A 16,260-nucleotide genomic window follows, 5' to 3' on the forward strand; every position below is an offset into this window, starting at 1 on the left:
ATAACTGGTATGCCACCATCGGCGGGGGCGTGGGCAACACCGCCAGCGGCGATTGGGCCACCATCGGCGGGGGCGAGGGCAACACCGCCAGCTGGTGGTACACCACCATCGGCGGGGGCCAGTTCAACACCGCCAGCGGCACTCTGGCCACCATCGGCGGGGGACAGAGCAACATCGCCAGCGGCACTCTGGCCACCATCGGCGGGGGACAGAGCAACACCGCCAGCGGCGGGGCTGCCACCATCGGCGGGGGCGAGCGCAACACCGCCAGCTGGTGGTACACCACCATCGGCGGGGGCCGTTACAACACCGCCAGCGCCGACTCTGCTACCATCGGCGGGGGCCGTTACAACACCGCCAGCGCCGACTCTGCTACCATCGGCGGGGGCGTGGGCAACACCGCCAGCGGCGATTGGGCCACCATCGGCGGGGGCCAGTTCAACACCGCCAGCGGCACTCTGGCCACCATCGGCGGGGGCCAGAGCAACACCGCCAGCGGATGGTCTGCTACCATCGGCGGGGGACAGAGCAACATCGCCAGCGGCGCCTATGCTACCGTCCCCGGAGGCAGGGGCAACACCGCCTCCGGTAACTACGCCTTCGCCACCGGCCGGCGGGCCCAAGCCACCCACGAGGGCTCCTTCGTCTGGGGCGACGCCACCGACGCCGATGTCGCCTCCTCCGCCCCCAACCAGACCACCTTCCGCTCCACAGGCGGCTTCCGCATCTTCACCAACACCGCCCTGTCCACCGGCGTCCAGGTGCCAGCGGGGGGCAACTCCTGGGCCTCCATCAGCGACCGCGCCCTCAAGGACAACCTGACCCCGGTGGATGGGCAGGATGTCCTGCGCCGTCTGCTGGGGGTGCCGGTGTATACCTACACCCTCAAGAGCCAGGACCCCTCAGTGAAGCACATGGGGCCGGTGGCCCAGGACTTCGCCCGTGCCTTCGGGCTGGGGGAGGACGAGCGCTACATCGGGAGCGCCAATGCCGACGGGGTGCTGATGGCAGCTTTGCAAGGCCTGGCCCTGCGCCTGCAGGAGCGGGAGGCCGAACTGGCCCGCCAGAAGGAGGAGATGGACGCCTTGAAGGCTCGTCTCGGCACCCTAGAGGCCCTCGTTGCCGCCCTGCTGACGACCAGCCAACGGCCCTAGCCGGTGCTCCCCGCAACCCATCCTGGAGGGGTGGGGGGGTGGTGGAGCCCCACCCCACCCCTCCAGCCTTTTTTGACGACGCCGGCTGCGCCATCCGCCCCCCTTGACTGTGTCCCCTAGTCCCCTTACGCTCCTTCCCGAGGAGGGGCAGTGTATCCCAGGGACAACCCCCACGGGGAGACGACAACAGTCAGCGTTCCCGCCGTCCGCAGCGTCGGGCTGCGCGCCTGGGCGCTGGTGCGTGCCCTGCGCCCCAAACAGTGGGCCAAAAACATCCTCGTCTTCCTCCCCTTCGCCTTCAGCGTCCACGAACGGTGGAGCCCCGACCAGCCAGGGGAGGCCGCCCTCCTGCTCGGCCAGGCGTCCCTCACCTTTCTCCTCTTCTGCCTGCTCTCCTCGGCCGTCTACCTGGTCAACGACGCCGTGGATGCCCCGCGCGACCGCCTCCATCCCCGCAAGCGCTATCGCCCCATCGCCTCGGGGGCACTCCCCGTAGGGGTAGCGTGGATTGCGGCGGGCCTGTTAGCCGTTGCTGGCGTTGCGGGCTCCTTTGTGCTGGGCCCGGGGCTGGGAGGGGTCGCCTTGATCTACCTGGCCTCCACCACCGCCTACACCTTCCTCCTGAAGCGCCTGGTGCTCCTGGATGTGATGGCCCTCAGCGCGGGCTACATCCTGCGGGCGGTGGCCGGGGCGGTGGCTCTGGCCGCCCCCATCTCCCCGTGGCTCTATGTGGTAACGGGTCTGGGGGCCCTCCTTATCGGCATCGGCAAACGGCGTAATGAACTGGCCCTGGCGCAAGGCTCCGCCTCCCACCAGCGCCCCGTCCTGGGGCAGTATACGCTCCCCCTCCTGGATCAACTCCTGGCTATCGCCGCCACCTCCACCCTGGTGGCCTACATCCTCTACACCTTCACCGCCCCCAACGCCCCCCGCAACCACGCCCTTATGCTCACCATCCCCTTCGTGCTGTTCGGCCTCTTTCGCTACCTCTACCTGGTCTACTCCCGCAACATGGGCGAGGCCCCCGAGGATGTGCTCCTCACCGATAAGCCCATCCTCATCGCCGTGGGGCTGTGGCTCCTAACGGCCGTTGTGGTGCTGGGGCTGATGCGCTAACCCTACCCGCCGTATTTCTTGCGGAAGTAGGGGATAACGTGCAGACCGAACAGTTCTATCACCCGCAGGGTGTGGTAGTTCTCCATCCCCGGCCACTGCACCCGAAAGAGGAAGAAGTTGGCCCCCAAACGCTGGTGGTAGCGCTCTATCTCAGCGATAGCGTCCTCGGGAGTGCCCAAAATGAAGCGTTCCCGCGCCAACTCCTCAAAGGGCACCTGGAAGGACTCCTGCCCCGGCAAGGCCCGGTCCTGCCCCCACTCGGCATAGGCGCGGTATTTGCCCTCCAAGTAGGGGCGGGCCAAGCGCCACGCCTCCTCCCGCGTGGGGGCAATGAACAGTTCCCGCCCCAGGGGGATGTCGGCGGGCGGGGTGTGGCCCGCCCTCTGCACCTCCTGCCGATAGAGGGCCATCTGACGCTCTATGGTGGGCAGGGCAGCGTGGGGATTGATGAACCACGGGTGCCCCAGGCGCGCCGCCCGCAGGATAGCACTGTCGTTATTGGCGGCAATCCAAATGGGGGGATAGGGCTTCTGCAGGGGACGGATGGTGCACACCGCCTCCCGCACGCGGAAGTGCTGGCTTTCAAAGGTTACCTGGGGCTGGGTCCACAGGCGCTTCACCAGGTCTAACGCCTCTAGAAACCGCCCGACGCGATGGCGGCGCTCCACCCCGAACGCCTCATACTCAATGTCCCGGTAGCCCAACCCCACCCCGAAAATCACCCTCCCCTCGCTGATGATGTCCAAAGTGGCCACGCTCTCCGCCACCTCCACAGGGTTGAGCATGGAGAGCAGAAGCACCCCCGTTACCAGGCGCATGGTCCCCGTCTCGGCTGCCAGACGGGCCAGGAAAGGAACGGCTTGGAGGCTCTGGTAGGGCGGAGAGAGGAAATGTTGGCCCGTGGCGATGGCATCAAAGCCGGCATCCCGCGCCAGGCGCACCTGGTGCATCGCCTCCCGAAACCGCCGCACCGGGGAGTCCGTTACCGGATGCTGGGGAATCACATACAGACCAAAGCGCACCATACCATCCCTCCACACAACGGTAAGGACACCCTAGCGTCCTCCCGCCTTCGCCGTGCTCCCTTATCACGGCACACCTTGGGCCGATGTGGGGGTGGGCGTGGGCCATCGCCTCACTAGGGCGTCACCTCTATCCGGATGTGGGGGGCATAGGTGCGCAGGGTCTCCAGGAAGCCCCGCTCGTCGGCGGGGCTCACCACCACCTCGTGCCAAAAGCGTCCTTTGACCTCCAGCACCAGGTTGCGGTGGGAGAAGGCCCCCCGCAAGCGCATCACACGAAACGAAGACGACAGGTGCACCCAGCCGCCCCTGCGCACCCGATGCACCCCCTCTAAAGGCACTGTCCAGCGGAACACCCCCACACGCACCACCAAGCGGTCGCTCTCCACCTGGTAACCCGATCCCCAGAACAATCCCCCCACCACAGCCAACCCCAACCCCGTGATGAACAGCCCCACCAGCCGATCCTGGCCCCGCTCCAGCACCAAAACAAGCACAAACATCACCCCCAGCATGCCCACCGGGAACACCAGGAGCCACCAATCAATGTGCGGGCGGAACCAGCGCGCTGGCATGGCGTCCGTAAGGCTTACAGGAGCCCCTCTCGCTCAAAGAAGCGCCCCAACACCCGCACCCCTTCGTAGATATCCTCCAGCTTGGGGTAGGCGAAGCAGAGGCGCAGGCAGTTCTTCCCCTTCCCCTCGGGGGAGAACAGGCTCCCGTTGTAGTAACTGACACCCGCCTGCAGCGCCTTCTCCTGGACGGCGGCCGTATCGGCCCCCTCCCGCAGGCGCACCCAGATGTACATCCCACCTCGCGGGCGACTCCACTGGGCCCGCGGGCCAAAAGCCTCCCCCAAAGCGGACAGCATGGCATCCCGCTTGCGCCGCAGGCCATCAATCAACTCCTGCACATGGGGTTTACGGTGCTCCCGTAGATAGCGGTAAACCACCATCGCCGCCAGGTGGTTGGTGCCCGCGTCCAACTTGATGGTCGTCAGACGCTCCATGACCTCCGTAGGAGCCACCACCCACCCCAAGCGCACCCCCGGAGCCACGATCTTGGAGAAGGAACTGGCGTACAGCACCGCCCCATCCGCCCCCGGCAAACTGGCGATGGCGGGAATGTTGTCCCCCTCTATGCGCAGATCCACATAACAATCGTCCTCCAGAATGGGAAAGCCGTAGGCGTGGGCCAGTTCTATCAGACGGCGCCGACGCTCCACGGGCAACTCACTCCCCTGGGGGTTTTGGAAGGTGGGGATGGTATACAGCAGTTTGGGCCTCAACCCGAAGCGCTTGAGTGTGGCCAGGGTCTCCTCCAAGGCGTCCATGCGCATCCCCTGCTGGTCGCAGGGGATGCCGATGACCCGCGCCCCAAACCGCCGCAGGGAGCGCAAAGTGCCCAGGTAGAAGAAGTCCTCCGTCAACACAATATCACCCGGGTCCAGCAGCGCCTCAAAGATCAGGTTCAACCCCTGCATAGACCCGCTGGTCAAGAGCACATGGTCGCGGTCGGTGCGGATGCCCCGGTCCTCCGCCAGTTTCTCCACAATGAGGTCACGCAGGCCTTCGTGTCCCATGGCGGGGGGATAAAGGGCCAGGGAGCGCCCCTCCGCCTGTAGAGCCTGAGCCATGGCCTGGGCCAAATCGTCCAAGGGGAGCAGGTCAGGGTCCGGGTAGGCCACAGCAAAGTCGTAGCGGGCGTGGGTGGGGGCACGGCGCACCGGGGCAGGTGTGCGCTGGCTGAAAAGACCCTCATAGCGGAAGGGACACATCCCATCCTCCTCGTGTAGGCGTTAGGTGTAGTGTAGCCTGGAGCGTGTCCAGGTGCAACCCGCTTGCCCTTCCGCCACCTCCTTGCCAATAGTTGACAGACCCCCCTAGAACTGGTAGGCTACAGGGCCAAAAGGGACTGACGGGGTATCGGGAAACGCCCGCTTTCTGACGGAGGACCCATGACCACCGGCGTCATTGTCTTGGGCAAGATGACCCCCGCTGCCACGCACATCCTCACCCCCGAGGCGCAGGCCTTTTTGGCCGACCTGGCCCGGGAGTTTGAAGCGGGGCGCCGCGCCCTTTTACAGGCCCGCGTGGCGCGCCAAGCCGAAGTCGACCAAGGCCACCTGCCCGATTTCCGCCCCGAAACCCGCGGCATCCGCGAACAGCCCTGGCGCGTGCCCCCTGCCCCCAAAGACCTCCTCAACCGCCGCGTGGAAATCACCGGCCCCACCGACCGTAAGATGTTCATCAACGCCCTCAACTCGGGGGCCAATATCTACATGACCGACTTCGAGGACGCCCACTCCCCCGCCTGGGAGCCAACCCTGGAGGGGCAACTGAACATCTATGAAGGGGTGCGCCGCACCATCTCCTTTCAAGAGGCCGATGGGCGTGTCTACCGCCTCAACCCCGAGACCGCTACCCTGTGCGTGCGCCCCCGGGGCATCCACCTTCCCGAACGCCACCTGCTGGTGGACGGTCAACCCATCGCGGGCTTCCTGTTTGATGTGGGCCTGTTCCTGTTCCACAACGCCCACGCCCTCCTGGAGCGGGGGTCGGGGCCGTATCTGTACATCCCCAAACTGCAGGGGCACCTGGAGGCCCGCTGGGTCAACCAGGTGCTGGACTACGCCGAGGAACGCCTGGGCCTCCCCAAAGGGTGCATCCGCGTCACGGTGCTCATTGAGCACATCTGGGCCACCTTTGAGATGGAGGAAATCCTCTACCAACTGCGCTCCCGCATCACGGGCCTTAACCTGGGACGGTGGGACTACATCTTCAGCGTCATCAAGACCTTCCGCGCCCACCCCTGGGCACTCCTGCCCGACCGCTCCGCCGTGACCATGACCACCCCCTTCCTGAAGGCGGCGGCGGAGATGCTGGTGGCCGTGTGCCACAAGCGGGGTGCCCATGCCCTCGGAGGCATGTCCGCCTACATCCCCCGCCGGGGCGACCCGGGTGCTAACGAGCGCGCCCTCGCCCAGGTGCGCGCCGACAAGGAGCGGGAGGCCGCGCAAGGCTTTGACGGCGCATGGGTTGCCCACCCAGACCTCGTCCCCGTTGTGCGGGAGGTCTTTGACCGCGCCTTCTCCGGCCCCCACCAGCTGGACCGCATCCCGGAGGTGCGCGTCACCGCCCGCGACCTGCTGGACCTCCCCAAAGGCGACATCACCGAGGCCGGCGTGCGCAACAACATCAGTGTCTCCCTGCTCTACCTGCAGTCGTGGCTGTTGGGACGCGGGGCGGCGGCCATCTACAACCTCATGGAGGACACCGCCACCGCCGAAATCGCCCGCTCCCAGATTTGGCAGTGGCTCCACTTCCGGGCGCGCCTGGCCGATGGGCGCATCGTTACCCCCGCCCTGTACTACACCCTGCGCACCGAGGAGGCCCAGAAAATCCTTCAGGCCCAGGGCCACGCCCAGGCCGAGGCCCTCTCCAAGGCCGTAGACATTTTGGACTCCCTGGTCACCTCCCCCGACTGCGTGGAGTTCCTCACCCTCCCCGCCTATCGCGCCCTGGGGTAAGGGCCCCTTATGGCAAGCCCGCTCCCGCGGGGGCTTCCTGGGGGGCGTTCGCCCCCCTTTACTTCTCCCTGGCCCCCTGCTAGCATGGGTTATGTCGGGGGGAGGTGTTGGCACATGGTAACGCCTACCAAGCCGCTCACCATCACCATCACACCCAAGGCCGCCGAGAAGGTTCGCTACTTCGCCGAGAAGGAGGGCCTGCAGGAGTTCGGCCTCCGGGTGGCCGTCAAGGGCGGGGGATGCTCGGGCTTGATGTACACCCTCTCCCTGGAAAAGGAACCCCGCCCCGAGGACAAGGTCATTGAACAGCACGGCATCCGCCTCTTTGTGGATAAAAAGTCGTATGTTTTCCTAGCGGGCACCACCCTGGACTTCACCGACGGCCTCAACGGGAAGGGCTTCGTATTCCAAAACCCCAACGCCAAAAGCGTCTGTGGGTGTGGCAACTCCTTCTCCGTCTAGCGCGGACGCCCCCGTGCCCCTGCGCAGCCCCCTTTACCCCCTCCATATGGCAACGGGGCCGTCTTTGTGCCTTATAGACGGCTGGGAAATCCCCTTCGCCTGGACCTCCCCACAAACCGAGGCCCAGGTGGCCCGTCACGCCTGCGCCCTGTGGGACCGCTCCCCTTGGGGACGCCTGGGGGCCACAGGCAAAGACGCCCTGGACCTCCTCAACCGCCTCTCCACTAACCGCCTGGACGACCTCTCCCCTGGGCAAGGCCGTCAGACCGTCCTCACCACCCCCAAGGGGCGATGCATAGATTGGCTCTGGGTCTTTCGCCTCCCCGACGGCCTCCTTCTCCTCACCAGCCCGGGGGCCGAGGAGGCCGTCGCCTCCTGGCTAGACACCTACACCATCCTAGAGGAAGTCTCCCTCACCTCCCTCACAGGCACCACAGCCCTGATAGGCGTCCTGGGGCCGCAGGCGTCGGACCTGCTGGGAGCGCTCCTGCCCACCATGCCCCACAAGATGGACAAGGGCACCCTGTGGGAGGGGCAGTGGCAGGGCGTGCCCCTGACCCTCCTGCGCACCGATGCTCTGGCCCTGCCCCAGTGGGATGTGCTGGTGTCGGCGGAGCAGGCCCCCCGCCTGTGGAACGCCCTGCGGGAGCGAGGGGCGGAGCCTATAGGTTTTGGAGCGGAGGAAATCCTGCGCGTGGCCGCCGGCATCCCCCGCCGGGGGAGGGAACTCACCGAAGCCTATAACCCCCTAGAGGCGGGGGTGTGGGAGAGCGTCTCCTTCAGCAAGGGGTGCTACATTGGGCAAGAGGTGCTGGCCCGCCTGAAGACCTACGGGAAAATCCAGAAGGCCCTGGCCCGCCTGGCCCTAAGCGCCCCCGTGCTCCCTGGCACACCCCTCTGGGCCGAGGGCACAAAGGTGGGTGTGGTAACCTCGTGCGTTGAAGATACCGATGGCCCCCGCGCCCTAGCCTACCTCACCCGCCCCCTGCTGGAGGTTGGGCGCACGGTGGAAGCCGTTCCCTCCCCCGGGCGCACCGTCGCAGGGCGTGTGGAGTGGGCACCCGTTTTACCACCTGCCTACCAGGTTCCGACGGGCGCGGGGCTTGAACAAGACGACGCCGCCTTTTAAATGATACCTGCCCGCGTGGCCAGGTAAACCGCCTGGGCCCTATCCCCCACCCCCAGTTTGGCGAAGATGCGCCCAATCATGTTTTTCACTGTCCCCTCCGAGTAGTGCAGGTCTTGCGCGATCTGGGCGTTGGACTGGCCCTGGGCCATCCGTCGGAGCACCTCCCGCTCGGTAGGGGTCAACGCAGCGATGCGCTGTCCCTCCTCTGGGGTCAGGGGTGGCCCAGATGCCGCCAGCGCCTTCACCAACGCCGGCCATAAGGACGCATCCACGATGCTCCCCCCGTCCATAATGGTACGGATGTCCCGCACCAGGCTTTCGGGAGAGACGCTTTTGAGCCGATAGCCCGCCGCCCCTGCCAAAAGGGCCCGTTTCAGATACTCGGGGTCGTCTAACCCCGTGAGGATAATCACACGACAGGTGGGCACCGCCGTGTGCACCGCCCGCGCCGCCTCCAGCCCATCCATATCCGGGAGGCGCACATCCATCAGCACCACATCCGGCCGCAGGGTGCGGGCCAAGGCAATACCCTCCTGCCCCGTCCCGGCCTCCCCCACCACTTGTATGTCGGGCTGACTGCTCAGCACCGTTTTTATGCCCTCCCGAAAGAGGGCGTGGTCATCCACAATCAAAACGGAGATAGGGCCAGGCGCCACCCGCTCCATATGGCTCCTTTCGGACCCCTCTCCCCTTTTACGTCCGCCCCCAAGGGTGGAGGCGCTCCCTCGCGTCACGGGAAATTGGGGGTTTTCCCCTATAGGTGCACACGCTCATCCTATCTATAATACTTGTAGCGTGTGCGGTGCGAGGAGTGTATGTCTGCGCCCGGACTCGACGACCTTTTCGCAAGCAATGGAGCAGACCGCCTCCTCCGGGCTATTGAGCAGGTGGCTTTGACCCACCTGTCTAGCCTTCCCACCTCGGCCATGATGGAGCGCCTGGCGGGTATCGTGGGCGAGGCCCTAGATGCCAGGGTGGTCATCATCCGCCGCTACGACCCGCACCAGAATGTCCTCGAGGCGGTGGCCTCCTGGGGCCTCCCCCTGCAAGAAGTTCCCTATCCCCGTATCGCCGTTGACCGGGATTTCCTCGGGCGTTTAAACGCCTTGCACACCTTCTCAGTTGTGCATACTGCCGAGTATCCCCACGACCCCGCCATTCGCACTCTAGCCGAACGGCTAGGGGTGCAAACCTCCCTGGGCGTTCCCTTGCGAGCAGGGGATACCTACCTGGGAAGCCTGCGCATCCACTTCCCTCTCAAGCGCACCTTCTCCCCTCAGGAGACGGCGCTCGTCCAAGCGGTGGCCGACCGCGTCGCCCAGGCGTTATATCACGCCCAGACCCTGGAGAGGGAACAGAGCGCCCGCCGCCACGCCGAGGCGCTCCTCGCCATCGCCCAAGCCGGCCTGGCCAATGCCCCCCTCTCCGAAGTCCTGCAGGGCCTGGCCACCGCCATTCACAAAGCCGTCCGTGCCGATGTGGTCATCCGCCTCTGGGACGAGTCCCAGCAGGGCCTTATCCTGGGAGCCTGCACCCCACCCACCCCGCCAGGCTGGACCCGCCCCCGTGTCCTCCCCCTGGACACCTTCGCCGGCAAGGCCTTTCGTGAAAACCGCACCCTTATCGCCACCCAGTTCTCCAGGGATGACCCCCTCTTTCGTCTTTTCCCCTCCACTTTCTGCGCTACCATTGCCATTCCTATTCCCGGTGGGGAACACCCCCTGGGCACCTTGGCTCTGTGTTGGACGCACCCCTACACCCCCACTGCGGACGAGCAAAACCTCCTGGAGACAGCAGCCGCTTTGGCCGGCCAAGCCATCCGCCGCTCCCAGGCCCTCGAACAGGAGTGCCAGGCGCGCCGCCATGCCGAGTCCCTCCTGGCCATTGCTAAAGCCGGCCTCGCCCATGCCCCCCTTCCCGATGTCCTGCAAGGTTTAGCCAAAGTCATCCTGGTCTCCCTGCAAGCAGACAGGGTCGTCCTCCGTCTGTGGAACGAAAAGACCCAAACCCTAGACCTCGCCGCCTTCGCCCCTGCCCTCCTGGAACCCATTCTCACCCCCCGCCACACTCACAGTCAGCAGACCTTTTCCCTGCGCGTGTTCCAGGAGAAGCGCACCCTGGCCCTTCCCGATATCGCCCATGACCCCATCGCCCGCTCCACCTTCCACCCCTCCATCGTCTCCACCCTAGGCACCCCCATCCTGAGCGACGGCTCCCCGCTAGGTGTCATCCATGTGGACTGGACTTCACCCCATACCCCTACGCCGAAGGAGCAGACCCTCCTGGAGACCGCCGCCGCCCTGGCTGGCCAGGCCATCCGACGGGCCACAGCCCTGGAACAGGAGCACCAGGCCCGCCGCTGGGCCGAAGCGTTGGCCCAGGTCCTGCAGGAAGGCACCCGCAGCGCCCCCCTCCCCCACATCCTCCAACGCATCCTGGTGCACATGGTCGCCTACTGGGGAGCAACGGGGGGCATCGTGCGCCTCCTGGACAAGGCCACCCAATCCCTTGTGGCTGTGGCCTGTGTGGGCTACCGCATGGAGGACCTCACCCCCCAGCCGATAGACGGCAGCGGCGGGGGACTCTCCCGCATTATCTTCGCCTCCCGCGCCACACGCCTCTACGGCTACGCCGACCTCCTGCAAGCCCGCTCCCTTACGGCTCTGCTCGGACACAAGATGCTCCTGGGAGCACCCCTGGAGATCCAGGGCGAGCCGGTCGGCGTCCTCCACCTGGACTGGAAAGAGGAGCGGGACTTCACCCCCGAGGATATAGAGCGTTTCACCCTCATGGTGCGCACCGCCTCCCAGGCGGTGGAGCGGGTTTGGCTGACGGAAAAGGCGCAACAACAGGCTCGAGCCCTTCAGTATCAGGCCGCTATCTTGGCTCAGGTGCAAGATATCATCACAGTTACCGACCTTGAGGGCAAGGTGCGGTACTGGTCTCCCGGGGCGGAACGGCTTCTGGGCATCCCCTCCTCCGCGACCCTGGGCGCATCCCTTTACTCCCTCCTGGGGGGCACACCCCAGGATTGGGAGGAGTGCGTGCGCCACATCGCCGCAGGGCGTATCCCCGCTACCCGCTCCTGCCCCGTCACCACCTCCGATGGCAAAACCTTGTGGCTAGAGTGCGCCATGTCGCCCTGGTACGGCAGCGAGGGCCGGGTGGAGGGCTATATCGTCGTCGGGCGGGATGTTACCCCGATGCGCAAGATGGAGATCCAGATGCTCCAACTGGAGAAGATGCGCGCCCTGGGGCAGATGGCCGCCGGCGTCGCCCACGATTTCAACAACTTCCTGGCCGTCATTATGGGGCAGGCCGAACTGGCCCTTATGGACAAGACCCTCTCCGCCCGCCAGCGCCAAGCCCTAGAAGCCATCCGCCGCGCCGCCGTGGACGGTGCCCAGGTGGTGCGCCGTCTAGCCACCCTTGCCCGCTTGCGCTCCGAAGGCCAGGCCGAACCCGTGGATGTGCAGAAGGTCTGCCGCGACGCCTTGGAGAGCACCCGCTTCGCCTGGCAGGAGCGGGCCGCCCGGCAAGGCGTTACCATCCACCTGGCCACCGCCTTCCAGGACACCCCCCCTGCCGCCTGCACCGAGTCCGAACTGCGCGAAGTGCTCATCAACCTCATCCTCAACGCCATTGATGCCATGCCCCAGGGCGGCACCCTCACCCTCTCCTGTTTCACAAAGGATGACCGTGTCTGCATCGCCGTCCAAGACACGGGCACGGGCATCCCCCCCGAGGTGCGCTCCCACCTGTTTGAACCCTTCTTCACCACCAAAGGCCCTAAGGGCACCGGGCTAGGCTTGGCCGTCTCCTACAGCATCATCAAGCGCTATGGCGGAGACATCAGCGTGGAGACCGAGGTGGGCAAAGGCTCCACCTTTACCGTGTCCCTGCCCGTCGCCCCCGCACCCTCAGAACAATCCCCCCATGCACAGCAACGCACCGCCGCCCCCCGCAGTTTGCACCTCCTGGTGGTGGAGGACGACCCCGCTGTCGCCGACATGCTGGAGCATATGCTCACCAGTTTGGGCCATCGGCCCCGGGTCTTCCGCGACCCCGCCAAAGCCCTGGAAGCCGTGGGCACCCAGGAGTGGGACGCCCTCGTGACCGACCTGGCCATGCCCGGCTTGACCGGGTGGGATGTGGCCACCTATGCCAAGAAGGCCCGCCCCACCCTCCCTGTCCTCCTGCTCACCGGGTACGGAGACCACATAGATCCCCACGAGGCCCAAGCCCACGGTGTAGACCGCGTCCTGGGGAAACCCCTCTCCCCCCAGGACCTGGCCTCTGCTTTGCTGGCCGTTGTGGAAGGGGGGAGCAAAGCCGCCCCGCGGGGGTAAGGCACCCCACGGCCCCTTCGAAGGGGTGCCCTATTTTATACACCGCCGACGCACCACCTGCACACCGGCACTGTGCAGGACACCGCTGGGCAAAGGAGGAGGAGCCTTGCGCACTACCACCCGCACCCCCTCCACCTGGGGAAAACGCGTTAGAACGCGGCGGGCTATCTCCTCCGCCAGAAACTCCAATAGCGTGGAGGGGGGCCCCAGCATCACCTCCTGCACCAGGCCGTAGAGGGCACGGTAGTCCACCGTATCCTCCAGCCGGTCGCGCCCCCCCGCGGTCGCCAGGCGCAGGCGTACCTCCAAGTCCACCAGGTAGCGCCCGCCCACCATACGCTCCTCGTCCGTCGCCCCGTGGAAGGCGTAAAAAGCCATGCCCTCCAGGAAAATGCTGTCCCCCTCATAGCAGGTCATGGGACGGATGCCTCCTCCAACACAGCGTAACGCCCCAGGTCCACTAGGCGCGTCTCCAGCAAGCGGGCCTGGGGATGGAAAACGGTTACCAGCAGGTGCCAGCGCCCCTGGTCCTCCCGATAGCGGGCCAACACAAGGCGCAGGGGAGGGACATCGTCCAAGCCGGCCAAAGGCACCTGGAGCACCCAGGGACGGCGCAGGACAGGCACGACCGGCCTACCCTCCGCATCATATGCCTGCAAGGAGAGCGCCCGCACAACGCGATACCCCTCGGGGGGTGGGGGTACCTGTGCCGGGGTAAGGGGGTGGTAGACCAGTTGGGTGGTGGCGGGAAGGCTCTCCCACTCCAGGCGCAGGACGATGCGCTGGGCCGGGTCGGCCTCGGCCGAGGTGAGGCGTGTGTCTGGCAGCGGGTTCACCCGAGGGAGAACGCCCGGGATAAGGGGTTGCAGGAGCCACACCGTCGCCCCCGGCACAGGGGGCTGGGTCACCTTTTTCACCTGAACAGAGGGCACGATCACAGGCGTGGGCACTAACAGATTGGGTGGGGGAGTGGGCCAACTGGGTTGGGCTAACACAGGGAGACTCCTCCCCCGCAGGTGAGCCAGCACCCCACCTACCAACCCCGCCCCCACAAGGGCCACCACCAGAACTGCACCGAAACCTGCCCGGAAACACCTTTGCACAGGTGTTAGTATAGAAGCAAACCCCGTGCGGGGCAACTCACAGGTAAAGGAAAGGAGGGGATGAACAAATCTCTTGTGCTGGGCCTCCTGGGTGTGCTCGTGGCAGGAGCCCTCGGAGGGGGTATCTGGGCCGCCCTGACCATCCGCAGTGGGCTGGTCTCTGCCTCCCAGGCTCTGCACGCCGCCTCCGCCCTGGAGAGAGACCTGCGCGGTATCTTAGAAGGAGGGCACGGCCAACGCCAGGCTCTCCTCGACGCCCGCTCCCACGCCCAGGTGTTAGAAGAGGCCAGCGCCCGGGCGCTCGCCCGTTTGGGGTGGCTACGAGGGGTGCGCCCCCTGCCCTGGGTCGGGCCGCGGGTGCGGGGGGGCTTGGCGCTTCTCGAGGCGGGGCACATCGGAGGGCGTATCGCACGCACCCTGGCCGACGCCCTGGGGAAAGTCGCCGTGCTGGGTTTTGAGGAGGAGACCCCCGACACTGACCCCTTGGCCCGCCTGCGTCTGGCCCTGCAGGAGGCCACCCCCGCACTCCGTCAGGCCCAGAACGACCTCCCCCGTCTGGCCCGCACTTTGGAAGCCGTGCACACCACCCCCCTCGGCCGCACCTATGCCTCCCGCCTAGAAGCCCTCCTGCCGCTGGTAGAGACCGCCGTCGCCATTGGGCAGGTGAGCCCCCAGGCTTTGGAGCACGCCGTCGCCCTCGCCGGGGGCCTGGAGGCCCTGCGGGTGTGGAGCGTTGACCCCCTGGCCAGTCTCACTGACCCCGCAACCTTGCGCCCCCTCCTCGCCCAAGTGCAGGAAGATGCCGCCGCCCTGTCCCAGATCTTGGAGGTAGCCACCCGACGCCAGGACACTGCCCCCCAGCTCCAAGAGACGACCCGTCTCCTCCTCCAAGTGAGCCTGCTGCTTCAGCGCACCCTCTCTGCTCTGGAGGGGGTCAGCGCCATCGCCGAGTCCATCTGGGAGCAGGGACCCCTTGCCCCCGCCGTCGCCCCCCAAGTTGGGGAACGCCTACAGAGCGCCCAGGCAGCCCTCATTACCGCTCGCCAGGAGACCGCCTCCTTGCGCCTCCTATTAGACGCCCAGCAGGATGTAGAGGGCTTGACCATAGGGCGCCTCCTGGCCCAAGCCCTAGAAGGGAGCGCCTTCTCCTTAGAGCGCCTAGAAGCCAGCCTCGCTTCGGCCCAAAGAGTGCTGGAGTTCCTCTGGGGCTTCCTCGGATATGATCGCCCCCGCACCTATCTCATCGTCGCCCAGAACCAAAACGAAATCCGCCCCACAGGCGGATTCATCGGCTATGTCGTCCGCCTCACCCTAGACAAGGGCACCCTCACCGAATTGGTGCTCCACGACAGCACAGAGATAGACCCCGACCCCACCCAAAAGAACCCGCCTCCCCCGGACTTCATCTACTGGTATCTCTGGATGGATCGCCTCCTGTTCCGCGACGCCAACTGGACACCCCATTTCCCCGCTTCAGCAGCGGCCCTAGCCGAAATCTACGCTGTGTGGACCGGAGTGCAAGTGGACGGGGTTATCGCCACCACCAAGGCCATGACCCTGGACATCACCGGCGTCCTGGGAGATATTCGCGTTCCCGGGCATCCCCATCCCCTGACGCGCCCCGTCGCCGAGGAGTATGTGGAGGGCCTTCGCCCCTATGTGGGGAGAGGACGCCCCACCCGCCCCGGCACATTCTGCGAAGGGAAACGGTGCTTTGATGAAGACCTGTTCTTTGCCCTTGCGGAGCGCTTGAAGCACGGCATGCCTGTTCACACACGCCAGGCCCTTATCACCCTCCTCAAGGAACACGTGCACCGCAAAAACCTGCTCGTCCACCTTTTTGACCCATCCCTCTCCCCCCTGGTGTGGGAGATGGGCTGGAACGGGGCCGTCCGCCAGGTGGATCACGACTACCTGATGGTCATTGACAACGCCCTGCCCGGCCACGAGCGCAAGTGGGCGAGCAGATCGTGGGAGTATCGGGTCCTTCTGGCTGTCGACCAGCCCATTCAAGCCTTTCTGCGCCTGCGCTACACCCACCGCAGAGAACCCTTGCAAGAAATCTGCCGCCAGGCCGAGTGGAAAACCACCTCCTGTTATTGGAACTTCTTCCAGGTCTTCCTCCCCCGCTGGGCGATGGATATCGATGCTCCCCCCGTCCTCCTGCACGAGGGCACCGAAAAACTGGCCTGGGGCTATACCGATACCGAAACTATGCGCATCCTGCGTCACGCCGGGGAGGGCCTGACCGGGCTTACCGAGGTAGGGGGCTACCTGACGGTGGAATCGGGCACCATTGTCACCGTCCCCCTTTCCTATCGCCTCGCCCCGCAAGTGGTGCGGCCGTTGGGCGGGGGGAGATATGTCTACCGCCTCCTCGTGCAGAAACAGCCCGG

General features: G+C 66.0%; 13 protein-coding genes. 7 read left to right on the forward strand and 6 right to left on the reverse strand.

Going from position 1 to position 16,260, the window contains the following annotated elements; translation table 11 throughout:
* On the forward strand, positions 1-1,154 hold a 1,154-nt coding region (locus NZ951_06885), incomplete at its 5' end, for a tail fiber domain-containing protein (protein ID MCS7207636.1).
* Between the two features lie 150 nt (positions 1,155-1,304).
* On the forward strand, positions 1,305-2,270 hold the full coding sequence (locus tag NZ951_06890) for a decaprenyl-phosphate phosphoribosyltransferase (protein ID MCS7207637.1): 966 nt from the start codon (positions 1,305-1,307) through the stop codon (positions 2,268-2,270).
* Positions 2,271-2,272: 2 nt separating this feature from the next.
* Here NZ951_06890 and NZ951_06895 read toward each other — a convergent pair whose 3' ends face one another.
* From NZ951_06895 to NZ951_06905, 3 genes are all read right to left on the reverse strand, one after another.
* Positions 2,273-3,295, reverse strand: a complete 1,023-nt coding sequence (locus tag NZ951_06895) for an LLM class flavin-dependent oxidoreductase (GenBank protein MCS7207638.1) — start codon at positions 3,293-3,295, stop codon at positions 2,273-2,275.
* A 113-nt stretch (positions 3,296-3,408) separates the two neighbouring features.
* Positions 3,409-3,867, reverse strand: a complete 459-nt coding sequence (locus NZ951_06900) for a PH domain-containing protein (GenBank protein ID MCS7207639.1) — start codon at positions 3,865-3,867, stop codon at positions 3,409-3,411.
* 14 nt (positions 3,868-3,881) lie between these two features.
* Entirely contained in the window at positions 3,882-5,069 is a 1,188-nt protein-coding gene (locus NZ951_06905) for a PLP-dependent aminotransferase family protein (protein MCS7207640.1), read from the reverse strand.
* 180 nt (positions 5,070-5,249) lie between these two features.
* Between NZ951_06905 and aceB the strand changes: the two genes are divergently transcribed.
* The 3 genes from aceB to NZ951_06920 all read left to right on the forward strand — a co-directional run bounded on the left by aceB (position 5,250) and on the right by NZ951_06920 (position 8,412).
* Positions 5,250-6,821, forward strand: coding sequence for a malate synthase A (gene aceB / locus NZ951_06910; GenBank protein ID MCS7207641.1), 1,572 nt, complete (start codon positions 5,250-5,252; stop codon positions 6,819-6,821).
* Positions 6,822-6,935: 114 nt separating this feature from the next.
* On the forward strand, positions 6,936-7,283 hold the full coding sequence (erpA, locus tag NZ951_06915) for an iron-sulfur cluster insertion protein ErpA (protein MCS7207642.1): 348 nt from the start codon (positions 6,936-6,938) through the stop codon (positions 7,281-7,283).
* 13 nt (positions 7,284-7,296) lie between these two features.
* Positions 7,297-8,412 carry a hypothetical protein gene (locus NZ951_06920; protein ID MCS7207643.1) on the forward strand — a complete coding sequence of 372 codons (1,116 nt, stop codon included), beginning with the start codon at positions 7,297-7,299 and terminating at the stop codon, positions 8,410-8,412.
* On the opposite strand, the gene NZ951_06925 is transcribed toward NZ951_06920, so the two are convergent.
* A complete protein-coding gene (locus tag NZ951_06925) occupies positions 8,409-9,077 on the reverse strand; it encodes a response regulator transcription factor (protein MCS7207644.1) in 669 nt (222 codons plus the stop codon). The genes NZ951_06920 and NZ951_06925 overlap by 4 nt on opposite strands.
* Positions 9,078-9,227: 150 nt before the next feature.
* Here NZ951_06925 and NZ951_06930 point away from each other — a divergent pair, with 150 nt between their 5' ends.
* Complete coding sequence (locus tag NZ951_06930) at positions 9,228-12,761, forward strand: GAF domain-containing protein (GenBank protein ID MCS7207645.1); 3,534 nt, start codon at positions 9,228-9,230, stop codon at positions 12,759-12,761.
* A gap of 30 nt (positions 12,762-12,791) precedes the next feature.
* Here the strand turns inward: NZ951_06930 and folB are convergent, their stop codons facing one another.
* Both folB and NZ951_06940 read right to left on the reverse strand, forming a co-directional pair.
* Positions 12,792-13,178 carry a dihydroneopterin aldolase gene (gene folB, locus NZ951_06935; GenBank protein MCS7207646.1) on the reverse strand — a complete coding sequence of 129 codons (387 nt, stop codon included), beginning with the start codon at positions 13,176-13,178 and terminating at the stop codon, positions 12,792-12,794.
* Positions 13,175-13,669, reverse strand: a complete 495-nt coding sequence (locus NZ951_06940) for a hypothetical protein (GenBank protein ID MCS7207647.1) — start codon at positions 13,667-13,669, stop codon at positions 13,175-13,177. Before NZ951_06940 ends, folB begins: the two co-directional genes overlap by 4 nt.
* 255 nt (positions 13,670-13,924) lie before the next feature.
* On the opposite strand from NZ951_06940, the gene NZ951_06945 reads away from it, so the two are divergent.
* The coding region (locus NZ951_06945; protein MCS7207648.1) for a DUF4012 domain-containing protein at positions 13,925-16,260 on the forward strand (2,336 nt) is incomplete at its 3' end.

The sequence above is a fragment of the Dehalococcoidia bacterium genome, from assembly GCA_025060295.1.
In the GTDB taxonomy this organism is placed as follows: Bacteria; Chloroflexota; Dehalococcoidia; order Lucifugimonadales; family HRBIN23; genus HRBIN23.

Excerpts from the sequence above, each read along its gene's own strand:
- NZ951_06895 (MCS7207638.1), bottom strand. The coding sequence starts at position 3,295 with ATGGTGCGCTTTGGTCTGTATGTGATTCCCCAGCATCCGGTAACGGAC.
- NZ951_06900 (MCS7207639.1), bottom strand. The coding sequence starts at position 3,867 with ATGCCAGCGCGCTGGTTCCGCCCGCACATTGATTGGTGGCTCCTGGTG.
- NZ951_06905 (MCS7207640.1), bottom strand. The coding sequence starts at position 5,069 with ATGTGTCCCTTCCGCTATGAGGGTCTTTTCAGCCAGCGCACACCTGCC.
- aceB (MCS7207641.1), top strand. The coding sequence starts at position 5,250 with ATGACCACCGGCGTCATTGTCTTGGGCAAGATGACCCCCGCTGCCACG.
- erpA (MCS7207642.1), top strand. The coding sequence starts at position 6,936 with ATGGTAACGCCTACCAAGCCGCTCACCATCACCATCACACCCAAGGCC.
- NZ951_06925 (MCS7207644.1), bottom strand. The coding sequence starts at position 9,077 with ATGGAGCGGGTGGCGCCTGGCCCTATCTCCGTTTTGATTGTGGATGAC.
- NZ951_06930 (MCS7207645.1), top strand. The coding sequence starts at position 9,228 with ATGTCTGCGCCCGGACTCGACGACCTTTTCGCAAGCAATGGAGCAGAC.
- folB (MCS7207646.1), bottom strand. The coding sequence starts at position 13,178 with ATGACCTGCTATGAGGGGGACAGCATTTTCCTGGAGGGCATGGCTTTT.